Below are 23,710 nucleotides of genomic sequence, written 5' to 3' on the forward strand. Positions count from 1 at the left end.
CTGCTAGGCCCGATAGGCAGTGACTACCGGAGTCGTTAAACAGTGTAAAACACTCGGAGACAAAATGTTAACTAAGGATACGTAAATTTTCTTAGCTTATGACAACAACTTAATCCGGCTTTCATGGCGTTGTCACCAAGCAGAAAGAATCACGGAACGATGCGGATGGGGGTTCCGTTCTGGACCAGTTGCCAGATTTCATCCATGGCTTCGTTGCTCACTGCAATGCAGCCATTGGTCCAGTCCAGCCCGGTGTAGGCAAAGGCCATGTCGCCGGCATTGTTGGGCAGGCCATGGATCATGATGCTGCCGCCTGGATCAAGACCCCAGGCTTCAGCCAGTTCCCGGTCGCGGGGGCTAGGGTAGGAAATGTGGATGGATTTATAGAAGTCGCTGCTGGCATTGCGCCAGTCCAGCACATAATCACCCTCCGGTGTGCGCTCATCCCCCTCGTACAGCTTGTGGCCGACGGGATTGTCTCCGAGGGAAATCCGGTACTGGCGTATGGTTTCATCACCGCTGAGCAGGTAAAGGCGACGTTCTCCTTTGTTGACCAGTACCTGGGTAATCTCCAGCAGGCCTTCCATTAACGCCGGTTCCGGTGCGCTCGGCATCATGCGGGTGTCGGCCCGGGCCAGAAGCTCAGAGGCTGACGCCAGCAGAGGAGAGGCAATCAGGGCGATGGTCAGTAGAACTCGAACAATCATGAAACTCGCACAAATCGGTAAATGGTTAAACTTTGTTCATGCTGTTTATACCATAGCCTGGTAACGGGGTGATAAGGGGTTCTGTTACAGAGTTTGGCTTTTCTTGACCGGGATCCCATTCAGGAATCCATTTTCATGCCTACTTTGGTCACCCGGTCAGCGTCGGTGGCCCTGGCGACCAGGGTAACGGGCCCCAGCACAACCTTGTCACCAACCACCGGGTGGCCCTTGGTGCGCCTGGCAAAACACTCAGCCAGGGAGAGTTCGGGCGGCAGCTCATCAAATTCGATGCCGTACACCTGTTCAACATCCCCGAGCAGGGCATCACCATTGAGCACAAAGTCCCCGAAGAATGCCCGCTCAGCCAGATGCTTCGGCGCCTGGCGACCGCTCAGGGCTTTACCCAGATCCGGTAACAACGCCGGCGTTGCAAACATGGCCACCACATCGCCAGACGAGACTTCCAGTTCCCGGGTCGGTTGCAGGCATTTTCGATCCCGGAAAATACCGGCAACGGCGGTGTTGTCGGGAAGCCGTAGTTGGCCGAGGGCCCGGGGGCTTTCCCAGTTTTTGCCGCGCAGCGGAAACAGCATCAGTTCGTGGTCACCGGCGGCGGGCACGTCCAGTGGCAGCCGGCGGTATGGATCCTCCCCTGAAGGCACTTCCAGTTTCAGTTTGCGGGCCAGTGGTGCCATGGTGGTGCCCTGTACCAGCAGCGATACCAGCACAATAAAGAAGGCGGCATGGAACACCAGTTGGGCATCCGGAAGGTCTGCAATAATCGGAAACAGGGCGAGCACGATCGGCACTGCGCCACGCAGGCCCACCCAACTGATAAACCCCAACTCCCGCCGATTGAACGCGAAAGGCCAAAGCGTGAGTAGCACGGTGGCCGGCCGGATCACGAAAATCAGCGCCAGTGCCAGAATCAGACCGCCACCGGCCAGCGGCACCAGATCCGATGGATTAACCAGCAGGCCCAGCATCAGGAACAGGCAAAGCTGTGCCAGCCAGGCCAGGCCATCATGCACCTGAAGAATCATCGGCATCATCCGAACATGCCGGTTACCAATCACCACCCCGGTGAGGTAAATCGCCAGAAAGCCGCTGCCGCCGATGGCGTTGGTTGCGGAGAACACGGCGATGCCGGCAGCGGCTACCAGCAACGGGTAAAGCGACGGGGTCAGTCGTATCCGGTTGACCAGCTGAACCACGGCAAAGCCACCAAGGAGGCCGGCCACCGTGCCGATGCCGAACTGCTGTACCAGCATCATCAGGCCTTTGGCCAATGCCCCCTCTTCGTAACTGCCAATCAGGGTAACCAGCAGCAGAGTCAGGAAAATGGCCATGGGGTCGTTACTGCCGGATTCGATTTCCAGCGTGGCGCTGACCCGCTCGTTCAGATGCAGGCCCCGGCCCTGGAGCAGCGAGAAGACGGCGGCGGCATCGGTGGAGGAAATAATGGCGCCGACCAGCAACGCCATCAGCCAGTGCAGGTCGAACACCCACCAGGCAACCAGTGCGGCGCCACCGGCGGTCAGGCCAACGCCAAGGGTGGCCAGTACCAGTGCCGGCCGCAGCCCCACCCGGAACGTTTCCACCCGGGTACGCATGCCGCCATCCAGCAGAATCACACCCAGCGCCAGATTGGCGATCAGGAAGGCCAGCTCGAAGTTGTCGAATTCGATACCACCCGGGCCGTCTTCCCCCATCATCATGCCCACGACCAGGAAGATCAGCAGCACGGGCATGCCAACGCGGCTGGAAAGCGGGCTGAGAACGATGCTGATCACCAGCATCAAGGCGCCAATCAGGGTAAGTGTGGGATCCATCAGACTCCAGACCAAAGGGGCTTGCCCGAACGCAGGGCCCGGGCTTATATTGCTGTGGCAATCATTATGCAGGCGGGCGTAGCTCAATGGTAGAGCTTCTCCCTAATTTTAACCAAATGATTTGTAAGATTTTTCTCTGCTCTCCCGTCTAATAAAAGACGAATTGTCTAATAAATTCGCATCTTAGCTGGTCGGTAGGATCGTGCGTTTCTTCCTCCTGTAATGCCTGCGTGTCATGTCAGGGGTAGTGTGTCCAAGGAGTTCTTGCGCACGAGTTTCTGTTTCGGCATCTGAGCCGACCTTAGCTCGCAAATCATGCATAGTGAAGGACTCTTCCAGCTTGGTCTGCTTAATGGCTTGTACCATCGAGCGCCGCCACGACCTATCAAAAGTGGGGCTTTTGTCCTCGCTGTTATAGAAACAGTCTCCGTTCTTGTTAGCCAGAAGAAACCTAGACGGAACAACTTGGCTCTGTATAGCCATTTCGATCGCTTTACTAAGCGCAGGAGTCATCGTGTAAACCTGTTCCGGAATGCTCTCTGTCTTCTTGCCGGGGACGACCAAGTATTTCTCGGTTACTCCACCATGTTCTAGCCGTAAGATCTCGTTCTTCCTCGCACCCGTCAACATGACTAACGCGGCGAACGCTCGCAGTTTCAGAGGGGCAACTTTTGTCCACTCCTCCAGTTCCCAGTCTTCAACGTACCGGTTACGCTCCTTCCTGAGCCCATCGCGTTTGCCGAAGTACTTCACATGCCCTTTTATCGGATGGCGATTAATGACGCCCCAGCGAACAGCACAATCGAGGATCAGGTTGAGAACTTTGAGGTCGTTATTTGCCTCATTCATGCCATATTCTGAGCGCACACGCTCCAAGTATTGGTAGGTACTTTGAGGGGTGATGAGGGCAACCTTGTTGTGGCCAAGTACTGCCCGAAGCCGTTTTACAGCCCGCAAGTAATTGCGCTGAGTGTTTGGCTTGTACGTTGCTACCTTTTCAGTGACGTATTTGTCAGCAACGGAGGCGACAGTTTCTCCAGTGGCGATCTCTTTCCGGTTGGCATAGGCTCTCAGGGCCTCTGGCAGCCTCGTGCCAAGCCGAAACCAGCTCTTACCATCGAACTCAGCACGCTCCTCGGCCCGAGGAAGGTAGTAGAAGGCACCGTTCTTGTATTGCCAGCGAGGAGGCAGTTGGGAGTTGGGTGCTTTACGTTTACGGCCCATGCTGCATGCCCCCCCAGTTGAACGTTACAGACTCGATCTTGCCGTGGGCTGAACCAATTCCGATGAATTCGCGCACCGCATCGATGGTTACTACTGGAGTGCCGTCCAAGCGCTCTCCGAATTTCACACCCATACTACGCAGCGCCTTACGCTGCGCGAGCTTCTTGGCTTTTCCGGTGAGCTTAACGAGCTCCTCTTGATCAAGGATCAGCATGCCATTGCTCCCCTTGCCGGATGAGTTGCACGAAGGGATGGCTGAGTAACAACTTCAGCGAGAGGACGCCCCTTACGAAGGTCCGCTGGTGAGTAAATTTTGGTAAACACTGTCTCGTCTCATTCTCGACTCCCCAAGTTAACAAGCTGCCAGTGTTGGAAGCTGGAAGCTTGGTATTCGGGTGCCTGCGCAAAACTGAGGTCGAGAGGAGTCGGCTCTTCGGTTTCAGTGCGCGTACGGGCTGTCGTCCAGAAGTTGCGTATACAAGTGCAGAGTGCGGCGTGCGGATGCGGCTAGGGCGGTCGGCGTGCGTATGTCGTAATTCGTCCCGGGAGATCGCGGTTCGAGCCTTTGAATGTTGGCTGAAGGGCGAGCTGCGGAACGGAATTTAATGCGAAAACGGAGCGGACGCAACCTCCTTTCGCAAAACTTTTTCGCACGAAGCACTGACGGGGTGGCCAGATGCCCTAACGTATCTACATTCACCAGACACAAAAAAATGCCCGTTCATAAACACCTGCGCTGCAGGCGCTTAGGATTTATTGTACAACTAAAAGTGCTTTATAATCAGTATCTTGAGAGAATTTTTTCTTGACACCATTTGAGCGGTTGTGCACTTTAGCCGCGCTGGGAACCGAAATTGTTCCCACAGAAACCGACACTCTCAGATTGGCAATTCCAGTACGCCGCAGACTACTAGCATTTGGGTGCCTGCAGCCTCAGGAGACGGATATTAATAATATCTATAGCGAGGGGGTGACCATTAATCAGAGCATGAGATGAGAAAAGGTGAAGACCGTAACGCACGAAGAACAGATCACGCTGGATGGTGTCTGTCTCCCAATCAATACCACAAAGAGTTCCGGCTGTTACGTTGAGATACTGGAGGCATGCAAGGGTCAGCTGGATGCGATGGGGGCTTGGCATAGCCGCCTGTTCGTCTACAGGTTTGATCTGCGCCTCAAGGAGTACACGGAAGACAACAAGATCATGTCGGACTTCATCCGCGCCGTAAGGAAAATGGTCAAACGTAAGTACCCAATCAGCCGTATGGGGTTCTTGTGGGGTCGGGAGCAGGCGAGTGCTGCTGGCCAGCATTACCACGTTGCTCTGATCTTGGACGGTAACAAGATCCACCATCCTGCAAAGCTACAGGTACACCTGACCGAACAAGCCGCGAAACTAGGGATGTCGCTGGGGCATTGTCCGCGCCCCTTCCACTGTATCCGTCGTGCCAACCTTACCGAGTATGAGAAATGCTTCTACCGGCTGTCATACATCGCAAAAGAGCACAGTAAAGGGGGGCGTAAGCCGACGGTCAACGATTATTCAACGAGCAGAATCAAGCCACCCGCCATAGCGTTAGCCGCATAAAGTATTAGGTATGCTTCGCGTGGTGGGCAACGACTTGATCGTTTAAGTTGTACAACTCTGGTTGTTAGAGTTGTACAACGTGTTGTCGCCCGCACACGATCTGATAGTTGTACAACTGCTGTTGCAGAGGTGTTGTCGCCGCATCAGCCATTCAACATGGCCTTCAAAGCTCAACGAACTCTTCGCCCGGCTGAGTGTCTTTCGAGTTTCGGCATCGCTGCGCCGCAGCGTCGATAGTGTAGTCAAGGTGCACAAGTCGCCGTGCATACTCGGCATCGTAGCCGAGCTCGATCAGTCGGTGTATCGCGGTGCAGGACTCCGGAGGGTTCTCTTGTAGCGTTGCGGTTTTTCCATTTGTCGGCTCCGTGGTGGGAGCAACTGGTAACTTTGCTTTCATTGTGCTCTTCCCAAGTGGAACCTCAGGTGTCCCTGACAGCGGTTCGGATTGTCCGCGTACAGTCAGTGACACAGGCAATCACCTGTCACACAGAAAGGCCGATACTTCGAGGCCCTTCTCCCTTCATGTTTAAGCGGGACTACCCCACCCTATGTGATCGTAGGGGCTGGCAGCAGACTACCGTGTCTCCGGAGCACCAGCAACGTGTTGTGCTGCGTTGGAGCTGGTTGTGTCGTTATCGGGGTTTGGAGTGGTTGAGTTCTCGGCCCCCGGGGCTACGGGTGCGACCTTCTATTCCGTTGCGACAGAGATTATCCGGCGGTATGCCTGCAAACCGAAGTTGTACAACGGAACTTTTGATACCCCTGTGGCACAAGGCAGTACCGTGCCACTGCTGTCACGGCCTATTCGCTGGTGACCGCGCCCCTTTCACGGTTGTATGTGCGTAATGCCTTGCGGGGCAGTTGACGCAGTCTCCTTCCGCCGCTCCGTTGCCTGCATGTCTGCTTGGTTCAGTTAGGGTATACCTCAAAGAAACCAACCGAAAGGGGCCTGTTATTCGGGTTTTAGCGGTTGCGGAACCATCCAAAATGAACCATAATTAAGAAACCATATAAAATGAACTAATGGCTCGGCGGCCATTGAGTATGAGACGAGATTGAGACTGAGAGTGTGTAAGCATGATGATCAGAGCATACCTCCGTGCTTCGACGGCGGAACAAGACGCTAGCCGCGCGAAAGCGGAATTGGAGCAGTTTGTTGAGGAGTATGGGCATAGGATTGTAAACACCTATATGGAAAACGAATCCGGTGCCAAACTCGATCGTCCTGAATTGATGCGACTGATGGAAGATGCGCATCCCGGGGACGTTATAGTGGTGGAGCAAATCGACCGTCTCGCGCGCTTGAATCAGCGCGACTGGGACACTTTAAAGAACAGGCTTTCTGAGAAGCGCCTTTCCATAGTGTCTAAGGATGTTCCTACTTCATACTGCGCATTGAAGCAGGACTCCATATCGGATGAATTCACGACATCGATATTGCAGACTGTGAACTCCATGCTGCTTGATATTCTTGCGGTTATGGCCCGCAAAGATTATGAGGACAGGCGCCGCCGGCAGGAGCAGGGAATTGCGAGTGCAAAAGCTAAGGGCAGATACCGTGGTCGTGCCCCGGACATTGAGAAGCGTGAGCGGATTGCGAAAATGCTCGAAAGTGGTTTCAGCTATAACGACATCCAAGGCACTCTGAAGTGCTCCCGCAAGCTGATCTCCAGCGTGGCCAAGGGTGAGCGAGCTATTGTTCAGGTATCTGCTACCGTGGAGTCAAGCTGAGCACAAGTGGTCCTTTGAAAAGGTACACCCCAGACGTAGGGACTAGTTGTACAACTAGTTCCTACCCCCTCCCCAGTAAACGACCCTGCCAGCCTCTGCGTCAGCTCAGTGCCACGTGTGTTGAAAGTCGCTAACTCTGTGCGACCTGACCGGGGGATGCTTTCACCACACAGCTCTGATGGGCAACTGTAAAATACGGCAAAACCTGCATTCCTTTTACAGCTCTTTGATGGTTAGTCCGCTACTATTCCGAATTCGACTTAATTCAATAGGTTAGGTCAGCCGTCCTCTGTTTAACATCAGCTTGAGATGCAACTATGAAAAAGGTGTTTTTGGCAAGTTTTTTGATGGTCTCACTATCGGCTTGTGGTTCTTCTGATCCATTCCCTTATACCGATGAAGCCCGCGCTAAGCTCGCGGCTGCTGCAAGTGACGTGGAGCTCAATGTGTTGCTTGGAAACTCCAGCCACTTGCCTGAAGAAAACCTCTCAGGAATGATCAACGCACAAATCGAAATATACGAGAAGGCTGGTTACAGCTTCGAGGAAACTGTAATCGAGTTCAAGGAGGCGGTGATCGACGCATCTGATGACGAGCGCGCAGAATTTCTCTTTCGGTCTCGGGTGAGTTTTAATCAAATGAAGAACGACTTACTACACTTTCACCGCCAAGCCGAGAAGATTGACGTAGACCTTTCGGATTATATGAGTGACGACGCTGCCGATGCGATAGTGGCGCTGGCTACCGAAGTTGATTGGTATAATTTCGGAAAATAGCAGCTCCTACCTGCCACTATTCTTTTCGGGACCTTGCCGTAGGCCGATGCTTGTTTTCTCGAAGGAAAGTCCATACCGAGACAGTTGTACAACTCGCTACTTCTGACGTGAATCTTCAAACACGCACTTCGCCAGCGAGTATTCGAGTTGTACAACTCGTCCAGATGAGGCTCTCATGCTTAAGTTTCGACCTCCCAGCCGAACTCGGGAGAGTTGTACAACTCCTACCGGCTCCACCCATTCGATAAAACCTCTGCCTGCTTCATCACCAGATCTATTGCCTCTGGGGCTTGGTCTGGCGGGTACTTATATCGTTGCAGCGTTCGCCGGACAAGGACACGGAGTCGAGCCCGCACGCTCTCCCGCACCTGCCAGTCAACGGTTGTCGATTTCCGCAGTTTGTCCGTAATCTCAATGGCGATCTTCTTCAGGATCTCGTCGCCAAGCTCCCGTACAGCACTCTCGTTATTGGCCAATGCGTCGTAGAAGGCGATCTCGTCGGGGTTAAGACCAAGCGCGGCCTCATGGGCCATTTCCTCTTGGAACTGCTTGGCCATGGCGATGAGCTCTTCGATTACCTGAGCGGTCTCGATGGCCCTGTTGTTGTACTTTCGCAGGGTCTCCTGAAGCCGGTCTGCGTACTTTTTCTCTTGTACAACGTTTTTGCCGGTCTTCGCCCTGATGTCGTCTTTCAGCAACTTCTCCAACAACTCAACGGCAAGATTCTTGTACGGCATTTGCCGTACGTCCTCTAAGAACTCGTCGGACAATAACCCAATGTTCGGCTTGTCGAGGCCGCAGAGTGCGAAGACGTCATCCACGCCCTCAGCGACAATGGCGTTGTCCAGTATCTGCTTCAAGGCTGAGCTCTTCTCGGCTTGTGTCAGCTTGCGGTCAACACTGGTGCTCTTGGTGATGGCCGCCTTCACGGCAGACAGAAACGCTATCTCTTTCTGCAGGGCCCGAGCCTCGTCGAGGGTGCCGCACAAAGAGTAAGCCTTGGTGATGGCCAATACGGTGTTCAGGAAACGCTTCTTTCCGTCTGGAAGGCCGAGGACGTAGTTGGCGGCTCCGACAAGGAGCTTCTGCGGGTTAGTCTCGAATTCACTGTAATCGAACCCATCACCGTGCGGGCCATTGGCGAACATGCCGTGGATGATGTCCAGTTTCTCCAGAAGTACCGCGTAGGCCTCCTCAGCACTGTGGGTTGGGGCGCCCTTGCCCTTGGAGTCTGTGTAGGTTTTTAGCGCCTGCTTGAGCTCGTTGGCGATGCCGATATAGTCGACCACCAACCCGCCGGGCTTGTCCTTGAATACCCGGTTCACGCGAGCGATAGCCTGCATGAGGTTATGCCCCTTCATGGGCTTATCTACATACATAGTATGGCAGCAGGGAGCGTCGAAACCGGTCAGCCACATGTCACGGACGATGACCAGCTTCAGGGGGTCGCTTGCGTCTTTGAAGCGCTTCTCGAAGCGCTTCTTGGTTTGCTTGTTGTAGATGTGGGGTTGCAACTCGGGTTTATCCGAGGCGGAGCCAGTCATCACAACCTTGATGGCCCCTTTCTCCGGGTCAGAGTCATGCCACTCGGGCCGCAGTTGTACAATTGAGTTGTACAACTGCACACAGATGTCCCGGCTCATGGCAACGATCATCGCCTTGCCGTCGATGGTCGCTGTTCGCGCCTCAAAGTGGTTAACCAGATCCTCAGCGACCTGCTGGAGTCTCGGGCCTGAGCCCACCAGCTTCTCCAGTCGGCTCCACTCGCCTTTAGTTCGCTCTCGGGCGCCAACGTCGTCTTCATCTTCGACGACTTCGTCGACCTGATCGGATAGCTCTGCGATTAGCTCCCGGTTGATGTCCAGCTTGGCCAGTCGTGATTCGTAGTAGATGGGAACGGTGGCACCATCGTCCACGGCATCTTGAATGTCGTAGATCGACACATAGTCACCGAAAACAGCTCGGGTATCCTTGTCGTCGCTGGAGATTGGGGTGCCGGTGAAGCCAATGAAGGAGGCGTTCGGCAAGGCATCACGCATGTGCTTGGCGTAGCCGAACTTGTAGCTCCCGTCCTGCTTCAGGGTGGCCTTGAGGCCGTACTGACTGCGGTGGGCTTCGTCAGATATTACAACAATGTTATGGCGATCGTTCAGGATCGGATGACCAGACTCATCCTCGGAGAGGGCGAATTTCTGCACAGTGGTGAAGATGATCCCACCGGATTCTCGCTCCGCTAGCAGCTTGCGCAAGATGTCGCGATCTTCGGCTTGCACGGGCGTCTGTTTGAGGAGGTCTTTCGCGGCGCTGAAGGTGGCGAACAGCTGACCGTCGAGATCGTTACGGTCCGTGACCACGATCAGGGTCGGATTGTTCATCTGGGGTTGCTGGAGCAGCTTACCAGCGTAGCAGCACATGGAGATGCTCTTGCCGGAACCCTGCGTGTGCCAGACAACCCCGGCCTTTTTGCTGCCCGGAACCACTCGCTCTCCATAGGTGGCTCGGCGCTCACCTACTCCATTTGTGTGTTCTGCGGCGATCACAGTTGCCTTGACCGCCTCTCGGACAGCGTGGAACTGGTGGTAACCGGCAATCTTCTTGATCAGCCGGTCGGCGTCGTTCTCGAACAGAACAAAATAGCGAATGTAGTCCAGCAGAAGCTCGCGGTCGAAGAAGCCTCTCACGAGCGTCTCTAACTGCCAATCAAGCGCGGGCTTGTCATCTTCATGCCTCAAGGTGCGCCATGGCAGATAACGCTCCTGAGAGGCCGTCAGAGAGCCGAGGCGAGCGTTCCAGCCATCACTAACCACCAAGGCCTCGTTGAACGCAAACAGCTCCGGCACCTCATCCTTGTATGTCTGGATCTGGTTGAAAGCGTCCCAGATATCCGCGTTCTCGCTGCTCGGGCTTTTGAGCTCAAGCACAGCAATGGGGACACCATTGATGAAGCAGAGTACGTCTGGGCGCCGGAGCTGTTTAGTGCCCTCGATCGTAAACTGGTTAATGGTGCGGAAACGGTTGGAGTCGAGGCCTTCAAAGTCGATCAAGAACGCGTGGTCGTGGATGACCTTTTCTTCGCGCTTGTATTCGACCGGTATCCCTTCCAGCAAGAGGTGGTGAAAGGTGCGGTTATTGGTGACCAGATCCAGACTGTCGGGATTGGCGATTCGTGCCATCGCCTGTTCGATGGCGGGGTCCGGAAGGTGCGGGTTAATCCTGCGTAAAGCCGCTTCAAGATCCCCCAGTAACAGCACCTGCCGGTAATTTGCGCGTTCAGGTGTCGGGCCGTCACAGGCGATGTCTGGCCCATGGGCTACTTCCCATCCGTTATCGGCGAACCACCCAAGACAGGCCTGTTCCAGTTGATCCTCGTTCATCCGTTCTATTCCTATCCCACAGCCTCTATCAGCTCAAGTTTGAGCTCTTCGGGGTAGTCGTCATCCATAATCAGTGACGTGATAAGCCGGAGTAACAGCTCCTTAGAGATCTGCCCCTTTGCGAGCCAGACTACAATGTTTTCCATCTCAAGCACGAATTTCTTCACGCAGTAGTCGTAGCCGTTGAGCTCGAGGAAGTAAGCCCCTAAGACCAAGCTGGAACGTTTATTCCCGTCATTGAAGGCATGAAACTTGTTGACGGCGAAAACCAAATGGCAGAGCTTTTCTTCGAAGCTGGGGTAGTACAGGTCATTCTGTATGTGTTCCAGCACGCTGGAAAGTTGGCCAGCGTCCGCGTCTTTTAGGCCGGGTAGTCCCCCGGAATGCTCAATTATCCAGTCATGTTCGCGTATCGCGTGGTCTACATCGAAGTAGAGAACCGTGACGTCCATGTCAGCGATCCTTCAGTCGTTTGAGTACCTCGAGAGATTCAGCGTCAGCAAGCTGTTCTTCAAGCGCTCGACTCTTTTCGCCAAGGAACCTATCAAAATCACCTTCTGGCACAGACTGGATGTAATGCTCTAGCTTGTCGTGTAGAGCGTCCCGGAAGCCCAGATCACGGCTGGCCATGCGGACTCGCGCATCTTCAATCGCGGGCTTTAGAAAAGGGTTGTTCTCTGCTTCTGCTAACATTGCGTCAAGTTCTGAGGGTCTGAGCATCCTGCCGAGCCGTTCAGACTCCTTCCGCATCTGCACCGCTAGGCCGTGCTCAAAACTGGCAATAGCCTTGAGGACCTCGGCATACATGGTTTCTCGAGTTTTATCTTTGGTCGCCAGACGAAGGACCTTTTTGTACTCCGCTGCGTTCTCGCAGAAGACTGCTTTGTAGATTTTGTCGGTGTATACGGCGTACTTGAAATGTCCCATAGACAGGCAGTCCCTGAGCGCATCAGTAAACTGTTTACGGTAACTGTCCTCTATATAGGCGGCGGGGAGATAGTCTTGATCGCGTTGATTAATGTACTTGGTGTGCCCGCCTGCCTTCTCAGCAATAACGTCTATAACAACGTCCAGCATTCGACTACGAATGGCCCTCGCTCGGTCGCTTTCGGTTACTAGCATCGCCAAGTTCAGTATTGCTCGAAAGTTGAACACCCCAAGCGAGGGTGTTTTCGAACTTATGTCGACGACATTCGTGTCGTTGACATAAGCTAACTTAATGTTTTTAAGAGCCTTACCCCGAAGAACCCGGTAGCCGCTTTCTTGTAACTCATCGCTGTGGTTGGTCAGATATCGATCTACCGTGCGCTCGTCAACAGCCAGTATCTCGGCAGCCTGCAGCTTGGTGAACACGGTCTCTCCCTCAAACTGCAATCCCCCAAGCTCAAGGTGAGTTTCCAGCTGAGAAAGCGCATAGGGATTGTTGAGAACATTTTTCCGGGCGACCTGTGAACTAGTTAGATCCTTGTTCATGCGACCTCCGGTGCTGAAAACATTGGGGGTATCGGTTGGAGCTATACATGAGCCACTCCTCGTTGTGGCTGGAGCGGTGGCTCATCGGTGTTCAGCGGGGTGAGTTCACCTGAGAGCAATCTGGGTAGGAGTGCGTCGCGCAAATCAGTTAGAGTTTTGATCTGATAGAGGTTTTTTTTGATCATCTCAAAAACTGGCGTGATCCTCTCCTCGAACCGCCGTCTTAATTCAAGAGGGGCTTGAGCTTGTATGACGGTCTCAAAGGTGGTCCGAGTTATCGTATCGAATACCGCCCCGTGAGTGTTTCGCTTCAGCGTGTCTACAGCGCGATATAGTCTCAGATAGTTTAAGTATGGGCCGGTACCGTCACTCCCGACTACGCCGTAACACGACTGGTTCATGGCAGTAGCGATACCGGTGAGGGCAAGCTTTCCGACAGTTCCTCTCGCTGTGATAATCGTTGTGCCAAGAGGCAATAGCTTGGCAGAGCTACCGCTCAGCCCTGCTTCAGTAATCTTGTCCTCTGTATCGACGACAAACACGTTACCTCCACGCGGAGCGTCTTTAACTGAAAACCAACAGATATCGCCACCCCAATAGTTGGGCTCTGATTTCTTTGGCGTGCCGCCCCCGATTAGGTCGACCATGCGCGACAGAGCCTGCGCATCCCACTCTTCCGGTATTTCACCGAGCTCGCTGTCACGCATGGCCGAGGGGAACAGTTCGGCAGTGGCAAGTAACTCAGCGTACTGCTCGGGGTGCTCGTCCTCCATCTGGGACAGCTGCTCCGCGTCCTTGCCCGTGATTGCTCGTATGGCAGCTAGCTGGACATCACCATCAGTGCAACCTGCATCTAGTGCTTCAATCTTCGCTTTGACTGGGTCGAAGTCCACAAACCAGCTCTTGAAGATCGCATGCGCCATCTTTTCGAGGGTTTGGTTGATCTGTTGGTTAAGCTGTATTTTTTTGTCTAAAGAGGACAAAAAACCGCCGATGACCTTTTGGGTGGCTAGAGGTGGTAAAAGAAAATTGAGGTTTGTTATATCGGTTTTAAGGACTCGGGGTACGGTTGACCCGCGAGTGCGATTTCTCAATTGCTGTTGGCACCCTTCGCCAAGTAGGGTGTAAAGTAAGAAGTTGGGATCGGCGATTTTCGTGTCGCATCGAAGCGCCATGATGCGACGTGTAATATGATAGGTTCGGTCATTGGGAAACGGGGCGACCTCGCCTACCGGGGCCTCAGTTGTTATGAGGATATCTCCTTCTTGGGGCAATCCTCTGGTTGTCACTTTGTCGTAGGTTTCTTGCGATATAAACGAAACCTTTTCCGTGATCACACGACCACCTTTTACGTTTGCGGCAGTTAATACGGGAACTCCGCCCTTCGATTTTGGGGGGGTTTTGCCTCGGTAGTCTATTATCGTCGCTAACACATCCTTTAGAGATACCTGCCGCCACTCAGAGCTCATACCCTAGCCTCCGAAAATTCCGCTTAATTTCGGTCTCCAGCCGGTCGCTCTCGGCAAACTGCTCTCGTAGCTGATCGGTTAGTCGCATCATCTTTTCAACAAAAGGCTCGCCATCATCTTTCTGATCCATTGCGCCGACGTAGCGGCCCGGCGTTAGCACGAAGTCATGCTTTTCAATCTGCTGGATGTCAACAGACGCGCAGAACCCTGCCAGATCCTCATACCCATCGCCCAACTGCCAAGCGTGGAAAGTGTCTGCGACCCTTTGAACGTCGCCAACGGTGAAGTCACGCAGTACGCGGTCCTTCATGAAACCAAGGCTGCGTGCGTCGATGAACAAAATCTCATCGCGGCGGTCACGCTTCTTTCCGTCCTTCCCAGACTTATCCTTGGTCATGAACCATATACAGGCCGGGATCTGGGTGTTGGTGAACAGCTGGCCCGGAAGAGCGACCATACACTCCACCAAATCCTCCTTGATGAGCCGTTTGCGAATCTCACCCTCGTTGTTGGTGTTGGAACTCATAGACCCGTTGGCTAACAGCAGTGCCATGCTCCCTGTCGGAGCAAGGTGGTATAGCATGTGCTGCATCCATGCGAAGTTAGCGTTGCTTTTAGGAGGTGTGCCGTACTTCCAGCGAGCGTCATTAGCTAGTGACTCGTTCCACCAGTCTTTGATGTTAAAGGGGGGGTTGGCCATGACAAAGTCAGCCCGCAAGTCAGGGTGCCTATCGTTTAGGAACGTGTCGGCGGGAATCTCGCCGAAGTTGAAGTCGATGCCCCGGATCGCCATGTTCATGGCAGCCAAACGCCAAGTGGTCGGGTTGGACTCCTGACCGTATACAGAGATGTGCTTTTTCTGTTCAGCGGGGTCGTAGTGTTGCTCTTTGGCGTGCTCCTCAATGAACTTGTCGCTGGAGACGAAGAACCCCCCGGACCCCATGGCGGGGTCATAGACTCGACCGCTATAGGGCTCAAGCATTTCTACGATCAGAGTGACGATGCTTTTCGGTGTGTAGTATTGGCCACCCTGTTTGCCTTCAGCCAGTGCAAATTCGCCAAGGAAGTATTCGTAAACATGGCCGAGGATGTCCTTGCTGTGCAGGTTCAGGCGCTCACCGTTGTACAACGGCTTAGTGAAGGAGGTGTCTGAGAACGTATTGATTAGGCCGAGCAACTTGTCGTTATCCAGCTGGTACTGGCTGATGCGATTCAGGATGCCCTTGAGCTTCTTGTTGCTGCGCTCGATCTCCTCAAGCGCGTTGTCGATGAGCCACGACACGGAGCGCAGCTTTACGTCATTGCCAGCGTCATCCTGCCAAAGCACCGTGCCCACGGGCAGTACGGCCTTTTCTTTCAGCGTGTTCCACCGAGCCGCCTTGGGTACCCAAAAGACGTTTGCTTCCCGGTAATAGTCGAGCACCTCCAGCTCGTCTTGTAGCGCCTGCTGGTAATCATCATCGCTGTCGAAGTCGTCGCGAGGCAGGTAGTAGATGTTCTCTTCGTCATCGCTCTGGAACAGCTCCAGAAGGGCTTCCTGACGTTCCTCGAAGGCATCGGAAACGTACTTGAGGAAGATTAGACCCAGCACTACGTGCTTGTAATTGGCCGCGTCGAGATTGGAGCGCAGTTTGTCAGCGGCTTTCCAGAGCTTATCGTCAAGGTCGTCAAGGAATTGCTGTTCCGTGTTGTTCATACTGTCCCTCTGGGGTGGGGCGAATCGATTAGTGCGGCTGAGAGTGTATAACACTCAGCGCACATGTCATGTCTAGCGCTGGGTGGGGGGCATCAGTGGCACGAGTTTAAGGGGGCAAGCTTGTCTTGTCGGATTCGGGCCTTCAGGCGTCCTTGGTGGCCAATTTGGGTAAGGCTATGGGTTCGCCTAGGTGTTTCGAGTAAGGCCTGCTAGGCGGCATCTCCGGGGCTTTGAGTGATGCTCATGCTGGTCGTGGTTGGTGAGCAAGGATGAGTCATGGGCCGTGATTGTGCTCTATGCTTTGCCACGGCGCTTGTGGCGGGAATGCCATTGAACGTTCCCCTTACTGCAGAGGTACGCCTACTTCTAGGGCCATCTCCGAAATGCCTCCCCTGCGTGAAGTTAAGCGGTGGTGAAAGCGCCTGTGGGGGAAGAGAGAGTGAGCTAACTGGAGGACTTGAATCTGGCTTGCGCAAGGCCCGAAAACGTGTCTAATATAATTGTCACTGACAACGTAAAAACAGGCACTTACGAGACGCTTTGCCGGTTTTTATTAGACAGCCATAGCTACCTCTAAGCCTTGTGCTGCAAGGGCTAGAGCCTATGCGGGTGTAGCTCAATGGTAGAGCAGAGGCTTCCCAAGCCTACGACGTGGGTTCGATTCCCATCGCCCGCTCCAAACCGATACCCGCACACAGGCGAGTGTCCCTTAAAACTCGATGGTTACGCGCAAGCCGCTGCCGGGACCCGTCGAAAAACTAATGTTGCCCTCATAGCGAGCGACGATCTCCCGGACAATCGCGAGGCCCAGACCGTGGCCAGGGGTCTGCTCGTCAAGTCGCAGCCCTCGTTGACCCAGACTGGACAAGTCGTCGCCATTGACTCCAGGACCATCATCAGAAACAACGATTTGTCTGCTGTTGTTGTCTTGTTTCAGCGAGAGTTCTACGCACCGCGACGACCATTTGCCGGCATTATCGAGCAGGTTGCCTAGCACTTCATTCAAGTCATGCTCCTCTATCGGCCAGCGGGTGTCTTCCGGCAGTGAGCTTGATAGTTCGAAGGATTTTTCCGGATACAGCCGCCCCAGCATCCACAAAAGATCCCGCGCCTGTTTGACGGGATAAGCGCTTTTCCCGACCTGGGGCCCGGCAAAGCGACTGCGGCGCATTTCCGCTTCCAATTGCTTGTCGATATCACTCAGGCGGGCTGCCATTTGCCGCCTTAAGTCACCTGATAATGGGCGATCCATATCCTCCAGTATCTGCCGGACCGCTGCGATGGGCGTTTTGACGCTGTGTGACAGATTTGCGAGCGCATCCCGGGAACGCTCCAGCCGCTTGTCGAGGGAGTCAAGCAACTGGTTCAGCTGCATCACAAGCGGCTGAAATTCTTCGGGTGACGGAGCATTGATCCGGGAAATCTCGCCATCCTGCAATCGTTTTAACGCCGCTTTCAGTGTCACCACTGGCCGCAGGGCGAGCGTGATGCCAAACCAGATGACGGCAACCAGAAGTGCGATCAACAACACCGACACCACGGCTGTCCAGGCGTGCAATTCCGCCTGACTGCGCTCCAGGGCCGCCAGATCCTCGGATACAACCACCACGATCGGTGCCCCGTTCACCTGAAAAGCGTGACGGAATGCCAGGATATCGGACGGATGATTTGGCGTCTGATGGCCCTCAAAACGAAGCAAGCCATTCTGCTCACGGTGGATCAGTGGCGTCAGCAAGGATTCCCAGGCCTTTGGCGATACGATGACTCGATCGGGCGTGCGTATGGCGAAGGCATGATGGAAGACATCCTGGAAGTAATCACCGGTCTGCAGGGTTTCGACTTGACCGCCGACCTCGCGAATCTGGTGCTCCAGAAAGGCGGCTTCGTCTTTAAGGCGGCTTTCCAGGAATTCCCGGGACATTCGATCCAGCAGCAGGCCGTGGACAAACCAGGCTACGCCCATCAGAGCAATGCCGGCGGGCAGCAATAACACCAGCAGCATGCCTTTGACGGATGCTGGCCTTTTAACGTTGGGCATTGAACATGTATCCCTGGCCACGGCGTGTGGTGATCGTTTCGTTGCCGACCAGCTTTCTCAAGCGCCGAATATACGCCTCAATCACGTTTTCGCTGGGGTTCTCATCCAGGTTGTATAGCTGCTCCATGAGCTGTTCCTTGGAAAAAATGTGGCCCGGACGGCTCATCAGGCATCGTAGCAGGCGGAACTCAGTACCCGTCAGGGCGTGTTCTGCTCCTTCGTCTGTCCGCAGGCTCTGGCGATTTTCGTCCAGTTCGAAGCCACCGGCTTTAACCTGGGCGTGCACTCGTCCTTCGCTGCGGCGTATGAGTGCATTGATGCGGGCGATCAGTTCTTCCGTCTGGAACGGTTTTGCCAGATAGTCATCCGCCCCGGCTTTCAGTCCATTGACCTTGTCCTGCCAGTCGCCTCTGGCGGTGAGGACCAATACCGGGCACTCGACGAGCTTCGATCGCCATCGTTTCAAAACCTCCAGCCCGTTGCCATCCGGCAGGCCGAGATCGAGAACAGCGGCGCGATAATCCTCCTGCTCCCCCAGAATCTGGGCCTCACGGGCACTGGACGTGTGGTCGATGCTAAACCCCGCTTTTTCCAGCTGTCTGACCAGCCCCTCGGCCAGCAAACGGTCGTCTTCAACGAGCAATAAACGCATGTATCCGTCCTTAACGGTGCTTGTTTCAGCCGCTAGTGTCGTCGATCAACCTGAATTGTGCCTGAACGCAAGAAAGTGCCCGTTTTTCAGAAAGAATTCAGGTTGGTGAGAGAAAGTGTCGACTGATTCTGGACATTGCTCAAGATTCGGTACGAATCAGCCGTGTTCTCAAAACCATTATTCCACAGGAGACAAACGGATGAATGCATCAAACCTGATTGTGGCCGGCCTGGCTTTTTCGATGTCGGTATCGGCGTTTGCGGCTGGCACCCATGGCGGTGGTCACGGCCATGGTGCTTCCATTGGCGAACCGGGAAAAGCCTCAGAAGCCAGCCGGATCATAACGGTTGAAATGCACGACAACTACTACGAACCCGAAGAAATCCGTGTGAAGCCGGGCGAAACCGTTCGGTTTGTGGTGCAGAACAAGGGCAACCTTGTGCACGAGTTCAACATCGGGACTCCGGGTATGCATGAGGCCCACCAGAAAGAAATGAGAATGATGGTCGAGCATGGCGTGATCCAGGGTAACAAGTTGAATCATGACATGATGAACATGGACATGGGCAACGGCCACTCGATGAAACATGAGGATCCCAACAGCGTCCTGCTGGAGCCGGGCCAGAGCCGGGAAGTGGTCTGGACGTTTGCCAACCAGGGCAATATCGAATTCGCATGTAACGTACCAGGGCACTACCAGTCTGGCATGTACGGTGACGTGAATTTCGAATAAGCCGGTAGATGGCTTTAACCATGACGTTATGGGCTGACGCTACACCCTCCTGTCAGCCCCGATAAAGTGCGTTTGGAGTAAAACACATGAACATTCGCTTGGGTGCAGTAGTGCTGTGCCTGCTGATGCCCGCACTGGCGTTGGCTGGCGAGTACGACCTGACGGTTGATCGCGTAGAGATAGATACCGGTGATTTTGTAAAGCAGGGCATCGGCTACAACGGCAAGTCTCCCGGGCCGGTACTGAGATTCAAGGAAGGTGAGACTGTCCGGATCAATGTGAAGAATAACCTTGATGAAATGACCTCCATCCACTGGCACGGGCTTATCCTGCCCTATCAACAGGATGGCGTGCCAGGTATCAGTTTCCCGGGTATCAAACCGGGTGAGACCTTTACCTACGAGTTTCCCATTCAGCAGGCTGGGACCTACTGGTTTCACAGCCACTCCGGCTTTCAGGAGCCGGATGGTGCCTACGGTGCGATCGTGATCGAACCTGAAGGCCGGGAACCCTTCCGGTACGACCGGGAATACGTGGTCCAACTAACGGACAAGCATCCGCATTCCGGCGATCGAATCATGCGCAACCTGAAAATGATGCCGGACTACTACAACCGTAAACAGCAGACCGTTGGTGAGTTTTTCTCCGATAGCTCCGAACAGGGGTTCTGGAACACCGTCCGGGATCGCCTGGCCTGGGGTGATATGCGCATGATGAAAGCGGATGTAGAGGATCTCCAGGGGTTTACGGGCCTGATTAACGGCAAAGGCCCGGAGCAGAACTGGACGGGGTTGTTTGAGCCGGGTGAACGCATTCGGCTGCGGTTCATTAATTCCTCCGCCATGACCTATTTCGATGTCCGGATTCCGGGCCTGGATATGACGGTGGTGCAGGCGGATGGCAATAACGTGCAACCGGTGACGGTGGACGAATTCCGCATCGGCGTCGCGGAAACCTATGACGTGATCGTGCGCCCGAGAGATGAACTGGCCTACACCATCTTCGCCGAATCCATGGGGCGTTCCGGATACGCCCGGGCAACACTGGCTCCTGAAGCGGGAATGGAAGCGGCCGTGCCGCCACTGCGAGAACCTGCCCGCCTGACCATGGCGGATATGGGGAATATGCATGGTATGGATCATGGAAATATGGATATGGGCAGCTCGGACGATATGGCCGGCATGGACCACTCGTCGATGTCGGGGATGGATCACTCCGGCATGTCTGGCATGGATCATGGCTCCATGATGATGGATAACCAGGCTCAAAATGATCCGTTTTACGCCAGAGGCAGTGGCCTTGTGCCGACCGCGGCCAATGGCGGTAAGTTCCTCTCCTATGCCGATCTGAGGGCGCAGAATCCGTTATACGAGGAGCGTGAACCGACCCGGGAAATTGAGCTCCGCCTGACCGGCAATATGGAACGTTACAGCTGGAGCATTAATGGCGTTAAGTATGAAGAGGCTGATCCGATTCGTCTCAAATACGGGGAGCGCGTCCGGTTCAAGTTCGTCAATGAAACCATGATGACGCACCCCATGCATCTGCACGGCATGTGGTCGATTCTTGACGTGGGCGCCGGTCAGTGGAACCCGATCAAACACACCATTAACGTGAACCCGGGTACCACGGTGTATATGGAAACGGAGGTCGATGAACCGGGCCAGTGGGCATTCCACTGCCATCTGTCCTATCACGCAGCTGCCGGTATGTTCCGAAAAGTCATCGTCGAGGGGGGCCCAGATTCGCAGCAGGCGAAAACAGGGGCGATGGTTGAAGATGGAGGTGAGGCATGAGTGGGGTGCGATTCTCTGGGGCCGTCAGTTTGTTGGTCTTCCTTGTATTGCCGGCGATGGCCGCGGCACAGGGAATGATTGCAGATACCTCTGGCCGCAAGCAACCGCTGACAACCTGGGGTATTCAGTTTGAAGAACTTGAATACCGATACAGTGATGACGATGAGGAACTGGGCGTCTGGAACGCCGATGCCTTCTACGGTACGGATGATTTCAAAGTGCGGCTGCTCTCGGCGGGCGAATACGAGATTGAGGAGCAGGCCTATGAAACGCTGGAACATCAGCTGGTAGGTCAGATCCCCGTTTCCAGGTTCTTTGATGCCAAAGCAGGTGTTCGTTTCGATACGCCGGAGGGCCCGGACCGCACCTACGCTGTTTTCGGTGTTACTGGACTGGCGCCGCAGTGGTTCGAGATCGATGCCAGCCTGTATGTAAGCAAAGAGGGTGATACCTCGGCCGCGCTGGATGCAGAGTACGAACTGCTGTTCACCAACCACTGGATTCTGACAGCAACACTGGATGCAACCGTGGCATTCAGCGAGGACGAGGAGATCGGTATCGGCAAAGGACTGGTTTCTACGGAAACAGGCCTGCGGCTGAGCTATGACCTTATTGACCGTGCCATCTCACCCTATTTCGGCGTGGTGCATGAGCGGAAATACGGTGATACCGCTGATCTGGCTGAGACCGCTGCTGGAAGTACGGAAGACTGGTTTGCCGTGATCGGCGCCCGGATCGCTTTCTGATGTTGATGGGCCATGGGACAACTCATGGCCTTTTTAGTGCGGTATTTGATGCAACTTAAATCTTGCTAAAGCCCGCTGTTTTTTCAGTAAGAGTTCAGTTTTACGTGTTCTGCTGGGAGGTGAAACGACCTGAAGGGGAGATGTCACTGATGACCAAAGCACACAAAGCAACCAATCAGGAGCAGTTTTTGTTGCGCCGGAAAGTGGCTATCGAGGGGCTTGAAGAAACCCGGTGGGAGGATCTCATTCACGATCTTAACCACCACCCGTGTGTTGATTTCGCGGAACGTAAGAAGAATGGTCTGTTACAGGTGGCGTACGACGGAAGCCACTGGACCGTCGATGAACTACTGGAAGTAATCCAGGCCTACGGTGGTCGATTGAAGTCCGGATGGTGGGCCCGGCGCAAGCTGGCCTGGTACCGGTTTACCGACGATAACGTGCGGGCCAATGCCAAGCATGAGCCGTTCTGCTGTTCCAAGATTCCACCCATGAAAAAATAACAGGAGGTTCAATGAGCAGGGAGGAAGACCGGACCACTCGCTACCAGGAAGGCAGTCTCACTTTACCAGGGACGGTCATGCTGGGTACCGGCGTCATGATTGGCGCCGGTATTTTCGCGCTGACCGGGCAGATGGCCCAGATGACCGGTGTGCTTTTCCCGCTGGCCTTTCTCGCTGCGGCGGTGATTGTGAGCTTCAGCGCCTATTCCTACATCAAGATCTCCAATGCTTACTCGTCCGCCGGCGGTATCGGCATGTACCTGCACAAGGCATACGGAAACCGACTGCCAACGGCTTTCAATGCTCTCTTGATGTACTTCTCCATGGTGATCGCTCAGAGTTTCCTGGCCCGGACCTTTGGCTCTTACACCATGCAACTATTCGGCGGGGATGACAGTGGCCGCATAGTGCCCATTCTCGGCGTGGGGCTGATTCTGACGGCCTTTCTGATCAACCTGCTGGGCAATCGAATGATTCAGGGGGTGGCTTCCTTTATCGGGATTCTGAAAATCGGCGGCATACTGATTTTCGGTTTGGTCGGGGTCTGGATTGCCGACTCAATCTCGGTTGATTTTTCGGAGCCTGGTGAAGCCGGAGCGCTGGGCAACTTCCTGGGTGCGACCGCGTTGGGCATTTTGGCGTTCAAAGGCTTTACGACCATTACCAACAGTGGTTCGGAAGTAATCAACCCAAAGCGAAATGTCGGGCGCGCCATCGTTATCTCCATTGCTGCCTGCGTCGTGATCTACACGTTGGTAGGATTCGCCGTCGCCAGCAATCTGTCACTTGCTGAGATCATCGAAACGCAGGATTACTCCCTCGCGGCGGCTGCGCGTCCCGCTCTGGGAGAATACGGCGTCTGGTTTACCGTCGCTATTGCCATGATGGCCACGGCGGGCGGTATTCTGGCCAGCATTTTCGCTGTGTCCCGCATGTTGGCGATGCTGACGGAGATGAAACTGGTCCCTCACCGGCATTTCGGCATGCCCGGCAGCATTCAGAAACACACACTGGTGTATACCGTTGTCCTGGGGCTGATCCTCACCGCCTTCTTCGACCTGTCACGAATTGCCGCGTTGGGTATCGTGTTTTACCTGATTATGGATATTGCCATTCACTGGGGTGTGCTGCGCTATCTACGCAAAGACATCAAAGCCAACACCTGGGTGCCAGCCACAGCCATCGTGTTGGATCTTTTGGCTCTGGGCGGCTTTGTTTGGGTAAAACTGAATACGGACCCGTTCGTCATTGGCGTGGCAGTGGTCACCATGATTGTGATTGCAGTTTCCGAGCAGATTTTCCTGAAAAGATCGCCAGAATCCGCGCAAGCGAAACAGGAAGAGAGTCATGCGCATCATCACCATTAACCAGA

Annotated in this window: 19 protein-coding genes and 1 tRNA gene; 9 read left to right on the forward strand and 11 right to left on the reverse strand. The window is 54.5% G+C overall.

Going from position 1 to position 23,710, the window contains the following annotated elements:
- Nucleotides 1–149 precede the first annotated feature (149 nt).
- The 4 genes from ACF8YQ_RS00535 to ACF8YQ_RS00550 form a co-directional block, all read right to left on the reverse strand.
- Entirely contained in the window at nt 150–707 is a 558-nt protein-coding gene (locus ACF8YQ_RS00535; protein WP_396622281.1) for a murein L,D-transpeptidase family protein, read from the reverse strand.
- A 119-nt stretch (nt 708–826) separates the two neighbouring features.
- The gene (locus ACF8YQ_RS00540) at nt 827–2,539 is read right to left on the reverse strand and encodes a potassium/proton antiporter (protein ID WP_396622282.1); all 1,713 of its coding nucleotides are present in this window, start codon (nt 2,537–2,539) and stop codon (nt 827–829) included.
- Between the two features lie 183 nt (nt 2,540–2,722).
- Nucleotides 2,723–3,763 carry a tyrosine recombinase XerC gene (gene xerC, locus ACF8YQ_RS00545; protein WP_396622283.1) on the reverse strand — a complete coding sequence of 347 codons (1,041 nt, stop codon included), beginning with the start codon at nt 3,761–3,763 and terminating at the stop codon, nt 2,723–2,725.
- Nucleotides 3,753–3,977, reverse strand: a complete 225-nt coding sequence (locus ACF8YQ_RS00550; RefSeq protein WP_396622284.1) for a DUF4224 domain-containing protein — start codon at nt 3,975–3,977, stop codon at nt 3,753–3,755. The genes xerC and ACF8YQ_RS00550 overlap by 11 nt, the downstream gene beginning before the upstream one ends.
- A 789-nt stretch (nt 3,978–4,766) precedes the next feature.
- On the opposite strand from ACF8YQ_RS00550, the gene ACF8YQ_RS00555 reads away from it, so the two are divergent.
- The 3 genes from ACF8YQ_RS00555 to ACF8YQ_RS00565 all read left to right on the forward strand — a co-directional run bounded on the left by ACF8YQ_RS00555 (nt 4,767) and on the right by ACF8YQ_RS00565 (nt 7,858).
- Nucleotides 4,767–5,351, forward strand: coding sequence for an inovirus-type Gp2 protein (locus ACF8YQ_RS00555; RefSeq protein ID WP_396622285.1), 585 nt, complete (start codon nt 4,767–4,769; stop codon nt 5,349–5,351).
- A 1,077-nt stretch (nt 5,352–6,428) separates the two neighbouring features.
- Nucleotides 6,429–7,082 (forward strand): recombinase family protein, encoded by a 654-nt coding sequence (locus tag ACF8YQ_RS00560; protein ID WP_396622286.1) that lies wholly within the window; start codon nt 6,429–6,431, stop codon nt 7,080–7,082.
- A 317-nt stretch (nt 7,083–7,399) separates the two neighbouring features.
- Nucleotides 7,400–7,858, forward strand: a complete 459-nt coding sequence (locus tag ACF8YQ_RS00565; protein WP_396622287.1) for a hypothetical protein — start codon at nt 7,400–7,402, stop codon at nt 7,856–7,858.
- Nucleotides 7,859–8,082: 224 nt separating this feature from the next.
- Here ACF8YQ_RS00565 and ACF8YQ_RS00570 read toward each other — a convergent pair whose 3' ends face one another.
- From ACF8YQ_RS00570 to ACF8YQ_RS00590, 5 genes are read right to left on the reverse strand one after another with little or no spacing between them, the layout of a single operon-like run.
- The gene (locus ACF8YQ_RS00570; RefSeq protein ID WP_396622288.1) at nt 8,083–11,232 is read right to left on the reverse strand and encodes a type I restriction endonuclease subunit R; all 3,150 of its coding nucleotides are present in this window, start codon (nt 11,230–11,232) and stop codon (nt 8,083–8,085) included.
- 11 nt (nt 11,233–11,243) lie between these two features.
- On the reverse strand, nt 11,244–11,684 hold the full coding sequence (locus ACF8YQ_RS00575; RefSeq protein ID WP_396622289.1) for a type II toxin-antitoxin system death-on-curing family toxin: 441 nt from the start codon (nt 11,682–11,684) through the stop codon (nt 11,244–11,246).
- 1 nt (nt 11,685) lies between these two features.
- Nucleotides 11,686–12,705 (reverse strand): DNA-binding protein, encoded by a 1,020-nt coding sequence (locus ACF8YQ_RS00580; protein ID WP_396622290.1) that lies wholly within the window; start codon nt 12,703–12,705, stop codon nt 11,686–11,688.
- A gap of 41 nt (nt 12,706–12,746) precedes the next feature.
- Nucleotides 12,747–14,174: a restriction endonuclease subunit S gene (locus tag ACF8YQ_RS00585; protein ID WP_396622291.1), complete on the reverse strand. Its 1,428-nt coding sequence runs from the start codon at nt 14,172–14,174 to the stop codon at nt 12,747–12,749.
- Nucleotides 14,164–15,870: a type I restriction-modification system subunit M gene (locus ACF8YQ_RS00590; protein WP_396622292.1), complete on the reverse strand. Its 1,707-nt coding sequence runs from the start codon at nt 15,868–15,870 to the stop codon at nt 14,164–14,166. Before ACF8YQ_RS00590 ends, ACF8YQ_RS00585 begins: the two co-directional genes overlap by 11 nt.
- A gap of 605 nt (nt 15,871–16,475) precedes the next feature.
- Between ACF8YQ_RS00590 and ACF8YQ_RS00595 the strand changes: the two genes are divergently transcribed.
- Nucleotides 16,476–16,549: transfer RNA gene (locus ACF8YQ_RS00595), tRNA-Gly, on the forward strand.
- A gap of 30 nt (nt 16,550–16,579) precedes the next feature.
- Here the strand turns inward: ACF8YQ_RS00595 and ACF8YQ_RS00600 are convergent.
- The gene (locus tag ACF8YQ_RS00600) at nt 16,580–17,908 is read right to left on the reverse strand and encodes an ATP-binding protein (protein WP_396622293.1); all 1,329 of its coding nucleotides are present in this window, start codon (nt 17,906–17,908) and stop codon (nt 16,580–16,582) included.
- Nucleotides 17,895–18,560, reverse strand: coding sequence for a response regulator transcription factor (locus ACF8YQ_RS00605; RefSeq protein WP_396622294.1), 666 nt, complete (start codon nt 18,558–18,560; stop codon nt 17,895–17,897). Before ACF8YQ_RS00605 ends, ACF8YQ_RS00600 begins: the two co-directional genes overlap by 14 nt.
- A gap of 199 nt (nt 18,561–18,759) precedes the next feature.
- Between ACF8YQ_RS00605 and ACF8YQ_RS00610 the strand changes: the two genes are divergently transcribed.
- The 5 genes from ACF8YQ_RS00610 to ACF8YQ_RS00630 all read left to right on the forward strand — a co-directional run bounded on the left by ACF8YQ_RS00610 (nt 18,760) and on the right by ACF8YQ_RS00630 (nt 23,705).
- Nucleotides 18,760–19,293: a cupredoxin domain-containing protein gene (locus ACF8YQ_RS00610; protein ID WP_396622295.1), complete on the forward strand. Its 534-nt coding sequence runs from the start codon at nt 18,760–18,762 to the stop codon at nt 19,291–19,293.
- A gap of 86 nt (nt 19,294–19,379) precedes the next feature.
- Nucleotides 19,380–21,089, forward strand: a complete 1,710-nt coding sequence (locus ACF8YQ_RS00615; protein ID WP_396622296.1) for a copper resistance system multicopper oxidase — start codon at nt 19,380–19,382, stop codon at nt 21,087–21,089.
- Nucleotides 21,086–21,835, forward strand: a complete 750-nt coding sequence (locus ACF8YQ_RS00620) for a copper resistance protein B (protein WP_396622297.1) — start codon at nt 21,086–21,088, stop codon at nt 21,833–21,835. The genes ACF8YQ_RS00615 and ACF8YQ_RS00620 overlap by 4 nt, the downstream gene beginning before the upstream one ends.
- 149 nt (nt 21,836–21,984) lie before the next feature.
- Entirely contained in the window at nt 21,985–22,338 is a 354-nt protein-coding gene (locus tag ACF8YQ_RS00625; RefSeq protein ID WP_219193901.1) for a hypothetical protein, read from the forward strand.
- Nucleotides 22,339–22,349: 11 nt separating this feature from the next.
- Complete coding sequence (locus ACF8YQ_RS00630; RefSeq protein ID WP_396622298.1) at nt 22,350–23,705, forward strand: APC family permease; 1,356 nt, start codon at nt 22,350–22,352, stop codon at nt 23,703–23,705.
- Nucleotides 23,706–23,710 lie beyond the last annotated feature (5 nt).

The organism is Marinobacter sp. W-8 (assembly GCF_044342215.1).
Taxonomy (GTDB): domain Bacteria; phylum Pseudomonadota; class Gammaproteobacteria; order Pseudomonadales; family Oleiphilaceae; genus Marinobacter; species Marinobacter nauticus.

Coding starts and splice junctions, on each gene's coding strand:
- ACF8YQ_RS00535 (WP_396622281.1), bottom strand. CDS start 707: ATGATTGTTCGAGTTCTACTGACCATCGCCCTGATTGCCTCTCCTCTG.
- ACF8YQ_RS00540 (WP_396622282.1), bottom strand. CDS start 2,539: ATGGATCCCACACTTACCCTGATTGGCGCCTTGATGCTGGTGATCAGC.
- xerC (WP_396622283.1), bottom strand. CDS start 3,763: ATGGGCCGTAAACGTAAAGCACCCAACTCCCAACTGCCTCCTCGCTGG.
- ACF8YQ_RS00550 (WP_396622284.1), bottom strand. CDS start 3,977: ATGCTGATCCTTGATCAAGAGGAGCTCGTTAAGCTCACCGGAAAAGCC.
- ACF8YQ_RS00560 (WP_396622286.1), top strand. CDS start 6,429: ATGATGATCAGAGCATACCTCCGTGCTTCGACGGCGGAACAAGACGCT.
- ACF8YQ_RS00565 (WP_396622287.1), top strand. CDS start 7,400: ATGAAAAAGGTGTTTTTGGCAAGTTTTTTGATGGTCTCACTATCGGCT.
- ACF8YQ_RS00570 (WP_396622288.1), bottom strand. CDS start 11,232: ATGAACGAGGATCAACTGGAACAGGCCTGTCTTGGGTGGTTCGCCGAT.
- ACF8YQ_RS00575 (WP_396622289.1), bottom strand. CDS start 11,684: ATGGACGTCACGGTTCTCTACTTCGATGTAGACCACGCGATACGCGAA.
- ACF8YQ_RS00580 (WP_396622290.1), bottom strand. CDS start 12,705: ATGAACAAGGATCTAACTAGTTCACAGGTCGCCCGGAAAAATGTTCTC.
- ACF8YQ_RS00585 (WP_396622291.1), bottom strand. CDS start 14,174: ATGAGCTCTGAGTGGCGGCAGGTATCTCTAAAGGATGTGTTAGCGACG.
- ACF8YQ_RS00590 (WP_396622292.1), bottom strand. CDS start 15,870: ATGAACAACACGGAACAGCAATTCCTTGACGACCTTGACGATAAGCTC.
- ACF8YQ_RS00600 (WP_396622293.1), bottom strand. CDS start 17,908: ATGCCCAACGTTAAAAGGCCAGCATCCGTCAAAGGCATGCTGCTGGTG.
- ACF8YQ_RS00605 (WP_396622294.1), bottom strand. CDS start 18,560: ATGCGTTTATTGCTCGTTGAAGACGACCGTTTGCTGGCCGAGGGGCTG.
- ACF8YQ_RS00610 (WP_396622295.1), top strand. CDS start 18,760: ATGAATGCATCAAACCTGATTGTGGCCGGCCTGGCTTTTTCGATGTCG.
- ACF8YQ_RS00615 (WP_396622296.1), top strand. CDS start 19,380: ATGAACATTCGCTTGGGTGCAGTAGTGCTGTGCCTGCTGATGCCCGCA.
- ACF8YQ_RS00620 (WP_396622297.1), top strand. CDS start 21,086: ATGAGTGGGGTGCGATTCTCTGGGGCCGTCAGTTTGTTGGTCTTCCTT.
- ACF8YQ_RS00625 (WP_219193901.1), top strand. CDS start 21,985: ATGACCAAAGCACACAAAGCAACCAATCAGGAGCAGTTTTTGTTGCGC.
- ACF8YQ_RS00630 (WP_396622298.1), top strand. CDS start 22,350: ATGAGCAGGGAGGAAGACCGGACCACTCGCTACCAGGAAGGCAGTCTC.